The sequence below is a fragment of the Mycobacterium sp. IDUB_5 genome, from assembly GCF_055419565.1.
In genome coordinates this window covers 126,219-140,661 of sequence record NZ_JBVAXX010000004.1, presented here as the reverse complement: position 1 = coordinate 140,661, position 14,443 = coordinate 126,219, and the positions used below count along the sequence as shown (strand labels likewise).

The 14,443-nt window shown below is 68.7% G+C and carries 13 protein-coding genes; all 13 read left to right on the top strand.

Going from position 1 to position 14,443, the window contains the following annotated elements; genetic code table 11:
* Window positions 1-10: 10 nt before the first annotated feature.
* On the top strand, window positions 11-2,383 hold the full coding sequence (ftsH, locus tag ACZY1G_RS13745) for an ATP-dependent zinc metalloprotease FtsH (protein ID WP_463822702.1): 2,373 nt from the start codon (window positions 11-13) through the stop codon (window positions 2,381-2,383).
* Window positions 2,384-2,397: 14 nt separating this feature from the next.
* Entirely contained in the window at window positions 2,398-3,006 is a 609-nt protein-coding gene (gene folE / locus ACZY1G_RS13740; RefSeq protein WP_463812417.1) for a GTP cyclohydrolase I FolE, read from the top strand.
* A gap of 44 nt (window positions 3,007-3,050) precedes the next feature.
* Window positions 3,051-3,860 (top strand): dihydropteroate synthase, encoded by an 810-nt coding sequence (folP, locus tag ACZY1G_RS13735; protein WP_463814739.1) that lies wholly within the window; start codon window positions 3,051-3,053, stop codon window positions 3,858-3,860.
* Window positions 3,853-4,239, top strand: coding sequence for a dihydroneopterin aldolase (folB, locus tag ACZY1G_RS13730; protein ID WP_463822701.1), 387 nt, complete (start codon window positions 3,853-3,855; stop codon window positions 4,237-4,239). Before folP ends, folB begins: the two co-directional genes overlap by 8 nt.
* Window positions 4,236-4,763, top strand: a complete 528-nt coding sequence (folK, locus tag ACZY1G_RS13725; RefSeq protein ID WP_463812416.1) for a 2-amino-4-hydroxy-6-hydroxymethyldihydropteridine diphosphokinase — start codon at window positions 4,236-4,238, stop codon at window positions 4,761-4,763. Before folB ends, folK begins: the two co-directional genes overlap by 4 nt.
* Complete coding sequence (locus ACZY1G_RS13720) at window positions 4,763-5,239, top strand: DUF3180 domain-containing protein (RefSeq protein WP_463812415.1); 477 nt, start codon at window positions 4,763-4,765, stop codon at window positions 5,237-5,239. Before folK ends, ACZY1G_RS13720 begins: the two co-directional genes overlap by 1 nt.
* 76 nt (window positions 5,240-5,315) lie before the next feature.
* Window positions 5,316-6,602, top strand: a complete 1,287-nt coding sequence (locus tag ACZY1G_RS13715) for a DUF6779 domain-containing protein (protein WP_463812414.1) — start codon at window positions 5,316-5,318, stop codon at window positions 6,600-6,602.
* A gap of 93 nt (window positions 6,603-6,695) precedes the next feature.
* Window positions 6,696-7,637: a Rossmann-like and DUF2520 domain-containing protein gene (locus ACZY1G_RS13710; RefSeq protein WP_463812413.1), complete on the top strand. Its 942-nt coding sequence runs from the start codon at window positions 6,696-6,698 to the stop codon at window positions 7,635-7,637.
* A complete protein-coding gene (panC, locus tag ACZY1G_RS13705; protein ID WP_463822700.1) occupies window positions 7,634-8,575 on the top strand; it encodes a pantoate--beta-alanine ligase in 942 nt (313 codons plus the stop codon). Before ACZY1G_RS13710 ends, panC begins: the two co-directional genes overlap by 4 nt.
* On the top strand, window positions 8,576-9,391 hold the full coding sequence (locus ACZY1G_RS13700; RefSeq protein ID WP_463812411.1) for a type III pantothenate kinase: 816 nt from the start codon (window positions 8,576-8,578) through the stop codon (window positions 9,389-9,391). It abuts the gene before it with no gap.
* Between the two features lie 91 nt (window positions 9,392-9,482).
* A complete protein-coding gene (gene lysS, locus ACZY1G_RS13695; RefSeq protein ID WP_463814738.1) occupies window positions 9,483-10,982 on the top strand; it encodes a lysine--tRNA ligase in 1,500 nt (499 codons plus the stop codon).
* Between the two features lie 158 nt (window positions 10,983-11,140).
* Window positions 11,141-11,482 (top strand): histone-like nucleoid-structuring protein Lsr2, encoded by a 342-nt coding sequence (lsr2, locus tag ACZY1G_RS13690; RefSeq protein WP_335331865.1) that lies wholly within the window; start codon window positions 11,141-11,143, stop codon window positions 11,480-11,482.
* A gap of 289 nt (window positions 11,483-11,771) precedes the next feature.
* Entirely contained in the window at window positions 11,772-14,297 is a 2,526-nt protein-coding gene (gene clpC1 / locus ACZY1G_RS13685) for an ATP-dependent protease ATP-binding subunit ClpC (RefSeq protein WP_463812410.1), read from the top strand.
* Window positions 14,298-14,443 lie beyond the last annotated feature (146 nt).

The window sequence follows — 14,443 nt, the reverse complement described above, 5'->3', positions numbered from 1 at the left end:
GGACCAACGCATGAATCGTAAGAATGTGATCCGCACGCTCACGGTGATCGCCGTGGTCCTGCTGCTCGGGTGGTCTTTCTTCTACTTCAGCGACGACACGCGCGGCTTCAAGCCCGTCGACACCTCGGTGGCGATGTCACAGATCACCAGCGGCAACGTGACCAGCGCGCAGATCGACGACCGCGAGCAGCAGCTGCGGCTGGAGCTCAAAGACGGCAACGGTGACACCGAGAACAGCACCAAGATCATCACCAAGTACCCGACCGGGTACGGCGTGAGTCTGTTCGAGGCGCTGCAGGGCAAGAACGTCAAGACCAACACCGTGGTCAACCAGTCCAGCGTGCTGGGCTCACTGCTGATCTACATGTTGCCGCTGCTGTTGCTGGTCGGTCTGTTCGTGCTCTTCTCCCGGATGCAGACCGGCGGGCGGATGGGCTTCGGCTTCGGCAAGTCGCGCGCCAAACAGCTGTCCAAGGACATGCCCAAGACCACGTTCGCCGACGTCGCGGGCGTCGACGAGGCCGTCGAAGAGCTCTACGAGATCAAGGACTTCCTGCAGAACCCGACCCGCTACCAGGCGCTGGGCGCCAAGATTCCCAAGGGTGTGCTGCTCTACGGCCCGCCCGGAACCGGCAAGACGCTGCTCGCGCGCGCCGTCGCCGGCGAGGCGGGCGTGCCGTTCTTCACGATCTCGGGCTCGGACTTCGTCGAGATGTTCGTCGGTGTCGGCGCCTCTCGCGTGCGCGACCTGTTCGAGCAGGCCAAGCAGAACAGCCCGTGCATCATTTTCGTCGACGAGATCGACGCGGTCGGCCGCCAGCGCGGTGCAGGACTCGGCGGTGGGCACGACGAGCGTGAGCAGACGCTCAATCAGCTTCTCGTGGAGATGGACGGCTTCGGTGACCGCCAGGGCGTCATCCTGATCGCCGCGACCAACCGGCCCGACATCCTCGATCCGGCGCTGCTGCGGCCGGGCCGCTTCGACCGCCAGATCCCGGTCTCCAGCCCCGACCTGGCCGGCCGCCGCGCCGTGTTGAAGGTGCACTCGCAGGGCAAGCCGATCGCCCCCGACGCCGACCTCGAAGGGCTGGCCAAGCGGACCGTCGGCATGTCGGGTGCCGATCTGGCCAACGTCATCAACGAGGCGGCGCTGCTGACCGCCCGGGAGAACGGCACCGTGATCACCGGACCCGCGCTCGAAGAGGCGGTCGACCGTGTGGTCGGCGGGCCGCGCCGCAAGAGCCGCCTGATCAGCGAGCACGAGAAGAAGATCACCGCCTACCACGAGGGCGGGCACACGCTGGCGGCGTGGGCGATGCCCGACATCGAGCCCATCTACAAGGTGACGATCCTCGCTCGCGGGCGCACCGGCGGCCACGCGATGGCCGTGCCGGAAGACGACAAGGGTCTGATGACGCGCTCGGAGATGATCGCGCGCCTGGTCTTCGCGATGGGCGGCCGCGCGGCCGAGGAGCTGGTGTTCCGCGAGCCCACCACCGGCGCGTCGTCGGACATCGACCAGGCCACCAAGATAGCCCGCGCGATGGTCACCGAGTACGGCATGAGCTCCAAGCTGGGCGCGGTGCGCTACGGCAGCGAGCACGGCGACCCGTTCCTGGGCCGCACCATGGGCAACCAGGCCGACTACAGCCACGAGGTCGCCCAGATCATCGACGACGAGATCCGCAAGCTCATCGAGGCGGCCCACACCGAGGCGTGGGAGATCCTCACCGAGTACCGCGACGTCCTCGACGTGCTGGCGGGCGAGCTCCTGGAGAAGGAGACGCTGCACCGCAAGGAGCTGGAGCAGATCTTCGGCGACGTGAAGAAGCGCCCGCGGTTGACGATGTTCGACGACTTCGGTGGCCGCGTGCCCTCGGACAAGCCGCCGATCAAGACACCCGGCGAGCTGGCCATCGAGCGCGGTGAGCCCTGGCCCAAGCCGGTGCCGGAGCCCGCGTTCAAGACTGCGATCGCGCAGGCGTCCCAGGCTGCCGCCGAGGCCGCACACCGGAACGGCGGCAACGGGACCAACGGTGCGCACGGTGTCGGTCAGGGCGGCCCGACCCAGCCCGACTACGGCGCCCCGGCAGGGTGGCATGCCCCCGGCTGGCCGCCCCCGCCGCAGCAGCAGGGCGGCCCGCAACAGCCGCAGCAGCCGCAGCCCGGCTACTGGTATCCGCCGTCGGGATATCAGGGCGCACCGGCGCACCCGCAGCCGCCGTACTATCCGCCGTATCAGCAGCAGTATCCGCAGCCTGCGCCGCCCGACCAGAACGGCGGTCAGGACCACGGCGGGCACGGCCACAGCGGTCAGGAGAACGGCCGTCACGACAGCGGCCGAGGCGAGAACGGGCACGGCACCCCGCCGGGCAACGGGTAACGGAGGAGACCTCGATGACGCGGTCGCAGGACGCATCGGCCACGCTCACCACCCCGGAATTCGATCAGGCCCGCGCGGAGGCCGCCGTGCGCGAGCTCCTGCTCGCCATCGGTGAGGATCCGGAGCGGCACGGCCTGCTCGACACCCCGGCGCGAGTGGCCCGCGCCTACAAGGAGATGTTCGCGGGCCTCTACACCGATCCCGACGAGGTGCTCAACACGACGTTCGACGAGCAGCACGACGAGCTCGTGCTGGTCAGGGACATCCCGATGTACTCGACGTGTGAGCACCACCTGGTGTCCTTCCACGGTGTCGCGCACGTCGGCTACATCCCGGGTAAGGACGGCCGGGTGACCGGTCTGTCCAAGCTGGCCCGCGTGGTCGACCTGTACGCCAAGCGGCCCCAGGTCCAGGAACGACTGACCTGCCAGGTCGCCGACGCGCTGATGCGCAAGCTCGATCCTCGCGGAGCGATCGTGGTGATCGAGGCCGAGCACCTGTGCATGGCCATGCGTGGCATCCGCAAGCCCGGCGCCCGCACCACGACGTCGGCGGTGCGCGGTCAGTTCAAGACCGACAAGGCCTCCCGCGCTGAAGCTCTGGATCTGATCCTGCGTTCGTGAGCGCCTCCGACCTTCCGCCCTCCGCACCGGCCGGCGTGGCCGTGATGGGGGTCGTCAACGTCACCGATGACTCGTTCTCCGACGGCGGGTTGTTCCTGGATCGGGACCGCGCGGTCGCCCACGGTGTCGAGCTGGTGGCCCAGGGCGCGGCGATCATCGACGTCGGTGGCGAGTCCACCCGGCCCGGCGCCACGCGCGTCGACGCGGAAGTGGAGACCGCCCGCATCCTGCCCGTCGTCGCCGAGCTCGCCGCCCGCGGCATCACCGTCAGCGTCGACACCATGCACGCCGGCGTGGCCAGCGCCGCCCTGGAGACCGGGGCCCGCATCGTCAACGACGTGTCGGGCGGCAGGGCGGATCCGGACATGGTGCGGGTGGTCGCCGACGCGAAAGTGCCCTGGGTGCTGATGCATTGGCGCTCGGTCGACAGTGAGCGACCGCACGAGCCGCCCGCCTACGGCGACGTGGTGGCCGAGGTGCGCGACGAGTTGATGGCCGGTGTGGATGCCGCCGTGGCTGCCGGCGTGGACCCCGATCGGCTGATCCTCGATCCGGGGCTCGGTTTCGCGAAGACGGCGCAGCACAACTGGGCGCTGCTGGCGGCGCTGCCGGAGTTCGTCGCCACCGGAATCCCGATCCTCGTCGGCGCGTCGCGCAAACGCTTCCTCGGCACCTTGCTCGCCGATGACGACGGGACGCCGCGGCCGCCGGGCGGCCGCGAGACCGCGACAGCGGCCATTTCGGCGCTGGCCGGGTGGCATGGGGCGTGGGGTGTGCGGGTGCACGACGTGCGTGCGTCGGTGGACGCGCTTGCGGTGGTGTCTGCATGGAAGACGGCGGGGCAGGATGGCTGATCGAATCGAGTTGCGCGGCTTGCGGGTTCGCGGCAATCACGGGGTCTTCGACCACGAGCGTCGCGATGGGCAGGACTTCGTCGTCGACATCACGGTGTGGATCGATCTGGCCGACGCCGCGGCCAGCGACGACCTGGCCGACACACTCGACTACGGATCGCTGGCTCAGCGGGCCGCTGCCATCGTCGCCGGCCGGCCGCGGCAGCTGATCGAGACGGTGGCCGGGGAGATCGCCGAGGACGTCATGTCCGACGAGCGGGTACATGCCGTCGAGGTGGTCGTGCACAAACCGGCCGCGCCGATCCCGCTGGACTTCGCCGACGTCGCGGTGGTCGCGCGCCGTTCGCGCCGCGGCGGGCGCGCGGCGGAGCCGCGATGACGTCGGTGGTGCTGTCGATCGGGTCGAATCTCGGTGACCGGTTGGCGCATCTGCAGTCGGTGCTCGACGGACTCGGCGACTCGGTCACCGCGGTGTCGCCGGTCTACGAGACGGCGGCGTGGGGTGGCGTCGAGCAGGGTGCCTTCCTCAACGCCGTGGTGCTGGCCGACGACGCGTCGATGGGTCCCCACGACTGGCTCCACCGCGCGCACGAGTTGGAGGCCGCCGCCCAGCGTGTACGTGAACAGCATTGGGGGCCAAGGACACTCGATGTCGATCTGGTGGAGGTCCGCGACGGCGACCGCGAGATCACCGTCGACGACGACGTGCTGACGCTGCCGCACCGCTACGCACACGTCCGGGCGTTCGTCCTCGTCCCCTGGCTCGCCGCCGTCCCCGCAGCCACGGTGACGGTGGAGGGCCGGCCCACCCCCGTCGCGGAGCTACTGGCCGCCCTCGATCCGGCCGAACGCGCCGGTGTGCACCGTACGGAGCATGCCCTGACGGTGCAGACACCCCGCTGATGGGACCGACTCGCACACGCGATCTCGTCGCCGGGGCCGTCGCGGCCGCGGTGCTGGGTTATCTGCTGGTTCGCGCCACCTACCGGTACTTCCCGCCGATCACGGTGTGGACGGGTGTGTCGCTGCTCGGTGTCGCGGTCGCGCTCGCGGGCTGGGGCTTCTACGTCCGGGCCCGCATCCGCGATGGTGAGATCGGTGTCGGGCGCAGCCGGCTGCACCCGCTGGCGGTGGCCCGTTCGGTGGTGATCGCCAAGGCGGCGGCGTGGATGGGCGCGGTCGTGCTGGGGTGGTGGGTGGCGGTCTCGGCCTACGTGCTGCCACGCCGGGACGCCCTGCGGGTGGCCGCCGCCGACAGCCCGGGAGCAGTCGTCGCGGGCCTGTGCGCGTTGGCGCTCGTCGCGGCGGCACTGTGGCTACAGCATTGCTGCCGATCACCCGAAGACACTCCGCCCGACGCGGATCCGGCACCCGGCTGAGGCTGCCCGCGGCTTCGTGACCGAATCGCCGCAAGGGTCGACACGCGTGGCGACCTGTGGCGGGTACAGTCGCCCCATGACCGAACCGACCCGCGGCGCCCGCATGCGTCGGGGCGGTCGGCGGCCCGGTTGGATCTTGATGACGGCGTTGCTGGTGCTTGCCATTGCCGCCAGTTCTGCCTTGGTTTTCACCGATCGCGTGGAGTTGCTCAAGCTTGCTGTGATCCTCGCTCTGTGGGCTGCGGTGGTCGCCGCGTTCGTGTCGGTGATCTACCGCAGACAGAGCGACAGCGACCAAGCGAAGGTGCGGGATCTCAAGCTGGTGTACGACCTGCAACTGGAACGGGAGATCTCGGCCCGCCGCGAGTACGAGCTGACCGTCGAGAGCCATCTGCGCCGCGAGCTGGCGGGTGAACTCCGGGCGCAGTCGGCCGACGAGGTGGCCGCGCTGAGGGCCGAGTTGGCCGCTTTGCGGGCGAACCTCGAGTACCTGTTCGACACCGACCTGTCCCATCGGCCGGCCATCGAGAACGACCGCGCCGAGGCGGCTTCACTGCCCGCCGCCGGACGGGTCAGCAGCAGCCGCATCGACACCGAGGACGCCGACGCCCGCCGCGCAGCACTGCGGATGGACGACACCGACGAGCACTCCCCGGATACGGAGGAGAGCCCGATCATCGACGTTCCCGCCGAACCGCACCCGGACGAACCCTGGCCGCGGGTCCCCGAGCCGGCCGCACAGGCCGGTGGTGCGCACCGGCGCGCGGGGGAGCCGACCGGGCCCTGGGTGCCTCCGACACCCCCGACAACGCCTCAGCAGGCCGGCCCGCAGTTCCCGTGGCTGCCGCCGCAGGCCGCACCGCGGCAGCCGCCACCGCCGCCTCAACCGGCGCACCAGAACGGCCCCGCGTCGTCGGGATCATGGCGGCCCGCGCCGGCCGAAGGACGGTTCATTCCCGCTGGTCAACCGGGTTCGCACTGGTCGTCCCCTCCGCCACCTACGCCGCAGCCTGAGCCTGAGGCTGAGCCGCCGCAGCCGGAGACCCAACCGGAGCCCGAGCCGGCCCCCGAGCCCCAGCCCGACACCGCATCCGGGTACGTGGGGCGTCGACGCGCGCCGGATTCGACCGACGCGCCGTCCGAACCACCCCGGGGCCGGCATTCGTCGTCATCGGAACCGGAGCCGCCCGTCCCCGATGTCCCCGATGTCTCTGATGTCCCCGATGTCTCCGACGTACCCGAGGACCAGGACGAGGACGAGAACGGCGGCGCGCACGCCGGTGGTCAGTCGGTCGCCGAACTGTTGGCTCGGTTCCAGGCGACCCCGTCGGGTGGAGGACGGCGCCGCCGCCGCGAGGACTGACCGCCGCGCTGGGCTAGGCTGTGCCCGACCGGTACCCGCCGAGCGGGACCGGACCGACGTCAGAATTCAGCGAGGGCGAACGCGATGGTTGCGATGGTGCAGCCCCCGATCGGTGGGAGTGCTCCCCATGACGGACTCCGCCCCGCCCGGCTGACCGTCGGAGTCGTCTCTGCAGGCAAGGTGGGCGCCGCGCTGGGCGCGGCACTGGAACGGGCCGAGCACGTGGTCGCCGGGTGCAGCGCGGTGTCGCGTGCCTCCCGCACCCGGGCAGCCAGATGGCTGCCCGACACCCCGGTGCTGTCGGTCGACGACGTCGCAGCGCGTGCCGAGCTGCTCCTGATCGCCGTGCCCGACGCCGCGCTCGCCGATGTGGTGAGAGGACTCGCGGCCTCGGGCGCGGTGCGATCCAACACGATCGTCGCGCACACGTCGGGGGCCAACGGCATCGGCATTCTGGCGCCGCTGGCCGAGCGCGGGTGCATCACGATGGCGATCCATCCGGCCATGACGTTCGCCGGCACCGACGAGGACGTGGATCGGTTGCGCGGCACATGCTTCGGCATCACCGCCGCTGACGAGATCGGCTATGCGATCGCCCAGTCGCTGGTCCTCGAGGTGGGTGGTGAGCCGTTCCGGGTGCGGGAAGACGCGCGCACGCTGTATCACGCGGCTCTGGCCCACGGCAGCAACCACGTCGTCACCGTCGTGCTCGATGCGCTGGAGGCGCTGCGGGCCGCTCTGGCCGGGCAGGAGCTGCTCGGCCAGGACATCGTGGCCGAGCACCCCGGCGGGCTGGCCGAGCGGATCATGGGTCCTCTCGTCAGGGCCTCAGTGGACAACGCGCTGCAGGCGGGTCAGCGTGCGCTGACCGGGCCGGTGGCCCGCGGGGACGCCGACGCGGTGGCCGGTCACCTGGACGCCCTCGAAGAGGTCAATCCTGCTCTGGCGCAGGCGTATCGATCGAATTCCCACCGGACGGCGCAGCGTGCCGACGCACCCCGCGCCGTCTTCGATGTACTGGCGGAGGCCGAGTGACCACCCGAAAACCGACGTTCTCACCGAGTGAGCTGAACATCTACGCCCGCCCGCACGAGGTGTCCGACGTGACTCGGGCGTTGCGGGCCACCGGGCGCCGCATCATGCTCGTCCCGACGATGGGCGCCCTGCACGAGGGCCACCTCACGCTGATCCGCACCGCCAAGCGGGTGCCGGGTGCGGTGGTGGTGGTGTCGATCTTCGTCAATCCCTTGCAGTTCGGGGCCGGTGAGGACCTCGACGCGTACCCGCGCACCCTCGCCGCCGATCTCGACGCAATGCGCGCCGAGGGCGTGGAGATCGCCTACACCCCGACCGCTCAGGACATGTATCCGGAGGGTCAGCGCACCACCGTGGTACCGGGACCGCTCGGCGCCGACCTCGAAGGTGCCTCGCGGCCAACCCATTTCGCCGGGGTGCTGACCGTCGTCGCCAAGCTGTTCAACATCGTGCGTCCCGACCGGGCGTACTTCGGGGAGAAGGACTACCAGCAGCTGACGCTGATCCGGCAGATGGTCACCGACCTGGATCTCGGCGTGCAGATCCAGGGCGTGCCGATCGTGCGCGAGGCCGACGGCTTGGCGATGTCCTCGCGCAACCGCTACCTCGATACGGTCCAGCGCGAGCAGGCCGGTGCCCTCTCGGCTGCCCTGCTCGCCGGTATGTACGCCGCGGCCGGCGGCGTGCCCGCGGCACTGGATGCCGCACGCGCCGTCCTCGACGAGGTGCCCGCGCTGATGGTCGACTATCTGGAGGTGCGCGACCCGATGCTCGGGCCCGCACCCGTCGAGGGGCCGGCTCGAATGCTGGTGGCCGTCAAGCTCGGAACCACCCGGCTGCTCGACAACATCGCGATCGACGTCGGCGCCAGTGCCGGCATCGACGGTCACCCTCGCACCCCGAGCGGTGCGAGCCACGAGCTGCCCTGGAGAAACTGAGTGCTCCTCGTCATCGACGTCCGCAACACTCACACCGTCGTCGGGCTGATCTCTGGAGCCGGCGATCACGCGAAGGTGGTGTCGCACTGGCGTATTCGCACCGAGTCGGAGGTCACCGCGGACGAACTGGCGCTCACTATCGACGGGCTGATCGGTGACGACGCCGAACGGCTGACCGGTGCGGCGGGCCTGTCCACCGTGCCGTCGGTGCTGCACGAGGTCCGCGTGATGCTCGAGCAGTACTGGCCCTCGGTGCCCCACGTGCTGATCGAACCGGGGGTGCGCACCGGTATCCCGCTGCTGGTCGACAACCCGAAAGAGGTGGGTGCCGACCGCATCGTCAATTGCCTTGCGGCATATCAGAAGTACGGTACCGCGGCGATCGTCGTCGACTTCGGGTCGTCGATCTGTGTGGACGTGGTCTCGGCCAGAGGCGAGTTCCTGGGTGGTGCCATCGCGCCCGGTGTGCAGGTGTCTTCCGATGCAGCAGCCGCCCGCTCGGCGGCGCTGCGGCGGGTGGAGCTGACCCGGCCCCGGTCGGTGATCGGCAAGAACACCGTCGAGTGCATGCAGGCGGGCGCGGTGTTCGGGTTCGCCGGTCTGGTCGACGGCCTGGTCAGCCGGGTGCGTTCGGACGTCGACGGTTTCGGCGGCGACGACGTCGCGGTGGTGGCGACGGGACACGGTGCACCGCTGGTGCTCGCCGACCTGCGGACGGTTCAGCACTACGACCGTCATCTGACACTCGACGGGCTGCGCTTGGTGTTCGAGCGCAACCGCGACGGCCAGCGCGGCAAGCTCAAGGGCGCCCGCTAGCCCATCTGAGCGAATTCGGGGGCGGTGGGCTGGTCATTTAAGCTGGCACGTCGTGACCGACGAATCCGGCAGCCCCGATCTCGACCGTGACATCGCCACGGACATCTCGGACGACATCCCCGAGCAGTTCCGGATCCGTCAGGCGAAGCGTCAGAAGCTGCTCGACGAGGGTCGGGACCCCTATCCCGTCGAGGTGGCCCGCACGCACACCCTGGCCGAGGTGCGCCAGGCATTTCCCGACCTGGCCGCCGACGAGACCACCGGTCAGGTCGTCGGGGTGTCGGGCCGCGTCATCTTCGCCCGCAACTCCGGCAAGCTGTGTTTCGCCACGCTGCAGGAGGGAGACGGGACCCAGCTGCAGGCGATGGTCAGCCTGAATCAGGTGGGCCAGGAGTCGCTGGACGCCTGGAAGGCCGATGTCGACCTCGGGGACATCGTGTTCGTCCACGGCGAGGTGATCAGTTCCCGCCGCGGTGAGCTCTCTGTGCTGGCCGACTCGTGGCAAATCGCCGCCAAGTCACTGCGCCCGTTGCCCGTGGCCCACAAGGAGATGAGCGAGGAGTCGCGGGTCCGGCAGCGCTACGTGGACCTGATCGTGCGCCCGGAGGCCCGCACCATCGCCCGGCAGCGCGTCGCCGTCGTGCGCGCGGTGCGATCGGCGCTGGAGCGGCGCGGCTTCCTGGAGGTGGAGACGCCGATACTGCAGACCCTGGCCGGTGGCGCGGCGGCGCGGCCGTTCGTCACGCACTCCAACGCGCTCGACGCCGATCTGTATCTGCGGATCGCGCCGGAACTTTTTCTCAAACGGTGCGTGGTGGGTGGATTCGACAGAGTCTTCGAGATGAATCGGGTGTTCCGAAACGAAGGCGCGGATTCGACGCATTCGCCCGAATTCGCGATGCTCGAGACATATCAGGCATACGGCACTTATGACGATTCCGCGGTCATGACGCGCGAGCTCATTCAAGAAGTCGCCGACGAGGCGATAGGGACGCGGCAGGTTCCATTGCCAGACGGCAGCACCTATGACCTGGACGGCGAATGGGACACGATTCAGATGTATCCCTCATTGTCCGACGGGCTCGGTGAGGAGATCACGCCGGCGACCAGTGCCGAACAATTGTGGCAGATCGCGGACCGGCTCGGTGTGGAAATTCCGCGCGATCGCGGTTACGGCCACGGGAAATTGGTGGAGGAACTGTGGGAGCACGTGGTCGGCGACACATTGTGGGCGCCAACCTTCGTCCGGGATTTCCCCGTGGAGACCACGCCGCTGACCCGCGCCCACCGCAGTATCGAGGGGGTCACCGAGAAGTGGGACCTCTACGTCCGTAATTTCGAGTTGGCCACCGGATATTCGGAATTGATCGACCCGGTGATCCAACGCGAACGTTTCGAATCGCAGGCCCGCGCGGCCGCCTCGGGCGATGACGAGGCGATGAGCCTCGACGATGATTTCCTTTCCGCCCTCGAGTACGGGATGCCTCCGACCACCGGAACGGGAATGGGCGTGGATCGCTTGCTGATGGCACTGACCGGCTTGTCCATTCGGGAGACGGTTTTGTTTCCGATTGTTCGGCGGCACAGTTAGACGCCGGTCTTAGGCGGCCCAGTTCGTCGATCCGTCTACTACGCCGTCGATTCACGCGGTGTCTCGCGTTGTTGAATGAAAAGCGCATTTATGGCACATTGATGCCGGGGTTCGGGGTTCGAATAGCAGCGGGGCAGCGCAGAGAAGGGCACTGAGCCATGGCGAAAAAGGTCACCGTCACTCTTGTCGATGATTTCGACGGTGAAGGCGCTGCGGACGAGACCGTGGAATTCGGTCTCGACGGAGTGAGCTACGAGATCGATTTGTCGGCCAAGAACGCCGCCAAACTCCGCAATGATGTGAACAAGTGGGCCGAGGCAGGCCGCCGTGTCGGTGGCCGTCGCCGTGGCCGGTCGGCCGGTACGGGTCGGGGCCGCGCCGCCATCGACCGTGAGCAGAGCGCGGCGATCAGGGAGTGGGCGCGCCGCAACGGGCACAACGTCTCCACCCGCGGTCGCATCCCCGCCGACGTCATCGACGCCTTCCACGAGGCCACCTAGGAGGCGACCGGCGGCAACGGCGCACGCCGTTGCCGGGGTCCATCCCGCCCGGTTCGTTCGCTATCGGCGAAGCCGCCGACCCTGCTCCCTCGAAACGATTCCGCCCGTCGCGGCGTTGCATCTACACAGCGTCAGGCCGTCACGCTCCGTTCAGCCCTCGGAGAACCCACTCCTTCACGGGCAGACAGGCGGGGCACCTGAGGCCGCCGCCCATTACAGTGGACGGCAGGTGCGGGCACGTCTTTTGCGTGCGGCACCCATCTATGCGATGGAGAGCAGGTAACCACGGATGTTCGAAAGATTCACCGACCGTGCACGTCGGGTTGTCGTCCTGGCTCAGGAAGAAGCCCGGATGCTCAACCACAACTACATCGGCACCGAGCACATCCTGCTGGGACTCATTCACGAGGGTGAGGGAGTGGCCGCCAAGTCACTCGAGTCGCTGGGCATCTCCCTCGAGGGTGTGCGCAGCCAGGTCGAGGAGATCATCGGTCAGGGCCAGCAGGCGCCGTCCGGGCACATCCCCTTCACCCCGCGTGCCAAGAAGGTTCTGGAACTGAGCCTGCGCGAGGCGCTGCAGCTCGGCCACAACTACATCGGCACCGAGCACATCCTGCTCGGTCTGATCCGCGAGGGTGAGGGCGTCGCCGCCCAGGTGCTCGTGAAGCTCGGCGCCGAACTGACCCGGGTGCGCCAGCAGGTCATCCAGCTGCTGAGCGGCTACCAGGGCAAGGAAACCGCCGAAGCCGGCACCGGTGGGCGTAGCGGCGAGGCGGGCAACCCGTCGACGTCGCTGGTGCTCGACCAGTTCGGCCGTAACCTGACCGCCGCCGCGATGGAGGGCAAGCTCGACCCCGTCATCGGCCGCGAGAAGGAAATCGAGCGGGTCATGCAGGTGCTGAGCCGCCGCACCAAGAACAACCCCGTCCTCATCGGCGAACCGGGCGTCGGCAAGACCGCCGTCGTCGAGGGGCTGGCCCAGGCGATCGTGCACGGCGACGTGCCCGAGACCCTCAAGGACAAGCAGCTCTACACCCTGGACCTCGGTTCGCTGGTCGCGGGCAGCCGCTACCGCGGTGACTTCGAGGAGCGCCTGAAGAAGGTGCTCAAGGAGATCAACACCCGCGGCGACATCATCCTGTTCATCGACGAGCTGCACACGCTCGTCGGTGCCGGTGCCGCCGAGGGCGCGATCGACGCGGCGAGCATCCTGAAGCCGAAGCTGGCCCGCGGCGAGCTGCAGACCATCGGCGCGACCACTCTCGACGAGTACCGCAAGTACATCGAGAAGGACGCCGCTCTGGAGCGCCGGTTCCAGCCGGTCCAGGTCGGCGAGCCGACGGTGGCGCACACCATCGAGATCCTCAAGGGTCTGCGCGACCGCTACGAGGCGCACCACCGCGTCTCGATCACCGACGGTGCGATCGCGGCCGCCGCCACGCTGGCCGACCGCTACATCAACGACCGCTTCCTGCCCGACAAGGCGATCGACCTGATCGACGAGGCGGGCGCCCGGATGCGCATCCGCCGGATGACCGCGCCGCCGGACCTGCGCGAGTTCGACGAGAAGATCGCCGACGCGCGCCGGGAGAAGGAGTCCGCGATCGACGCGCAGGACTTCGAGAAGGCCGCGAACCTGCGCGACAAGGAGAAGCAGCTGGTCGCCCAGCGCGCCGAGCGTGAAAAGCAGTGGCGCTCAGGCGATCTCGACGTGGTGGCCGAGGTCGACGACGAGCAGATCGCCGAGGTGCTTGGCAACTGGACCGGTATCCCGGTCTTCAAACTCACCGAGGAGGAGACCACGCGTCTGCTCCGCATGGAGGACGAGCTGCACAAGCGGATCATCGGCCAAGAGGATGCAGTGCGTGCTGTCTCCAAGGCGATCCGCCGCACCCGTGCCGGTCTGAAGGACCCCAAGCGTCCGTCGGGCTCGTTCATCTTCGCCGGCCCGTCCGGTGTCGGTAAGACCGAGCTGTCGAAGGCGTTGGCCAACTTCCTGTTCGGCGAGGACGATGCGCTCATCCAGATCGACATGGGCGAGTTCCACGACCGCTTCACCGCGTCGCGGCTCTTCGGTGCTCCTCCGGGATACGTCGGCTACGAGGAGGGCGGCCAGCTCACCGAGAAGGTGCGCCGCAAGCCGTTCTCCGTGGTGCTGTTCGACGAGATCGAGAAGGCCCACCAGGAGATCTACAACAGCCTCCTGCAGGTCCTCGAGGACGGTCGTCTCACCGACGGTCAGGGCCGCACGGTCGACTTCAAGAACACCGTGCTGATCTTCACGTCGAACCTCGGAACGTCCGACATCTCCAAGGCGGTGGGCCTCGGCTTCACCCAGGGTGGTGGCGAGAACAACTACGAGCGGATGAAGCAGAAGGTCAACGACGAGCTGAAGAAGCACTTCCGCCCGGAGTTCCTGAACCGTATCGACGACATCATCGTGTTCCACCAGCTGACACAGGACGAGATCATCAAGATGGTCGACCTGATGATCGGCCGGGTCGGCAACCAGTTGCGGGCCAAGGACATGACGATGGACCTGACCGATCGGGCCAAGGCGCTGCTGGCCAAGCGCGGCTTCGATCCGGTGCTGGGAGCGCGTCCGCTGCGGCGCACCATCCAGCGCGAGATCGAGGACCAGCTGTCGGAGAAGATCCTCTTCGAAGAGGTCGGACCCGGCCAGCACGTCACCGTCGACGTCGAGAACTGGGACGGCGAGGGTCCGGGCGAGGACGCGGTGTTCACCTTCCAAGGTGGGCCGAAGCGCGCCGAGCCCGCCGAGGCGGACCTGGCTCAGGCCGGCGCAGCCGAGTAAGCAGCGCGCCGAAGAAGCGACACACGAACGGGCGGTCACCTGCGGGTGGCCGCCCGTTCGTCGTTCCTGGCCTCCCTGCGAGTGTGCGGTGTCCTTCGCGACTCGCCGTCCCGGGCGGATGGCGATTCACACTCGCGTGGCGGTCG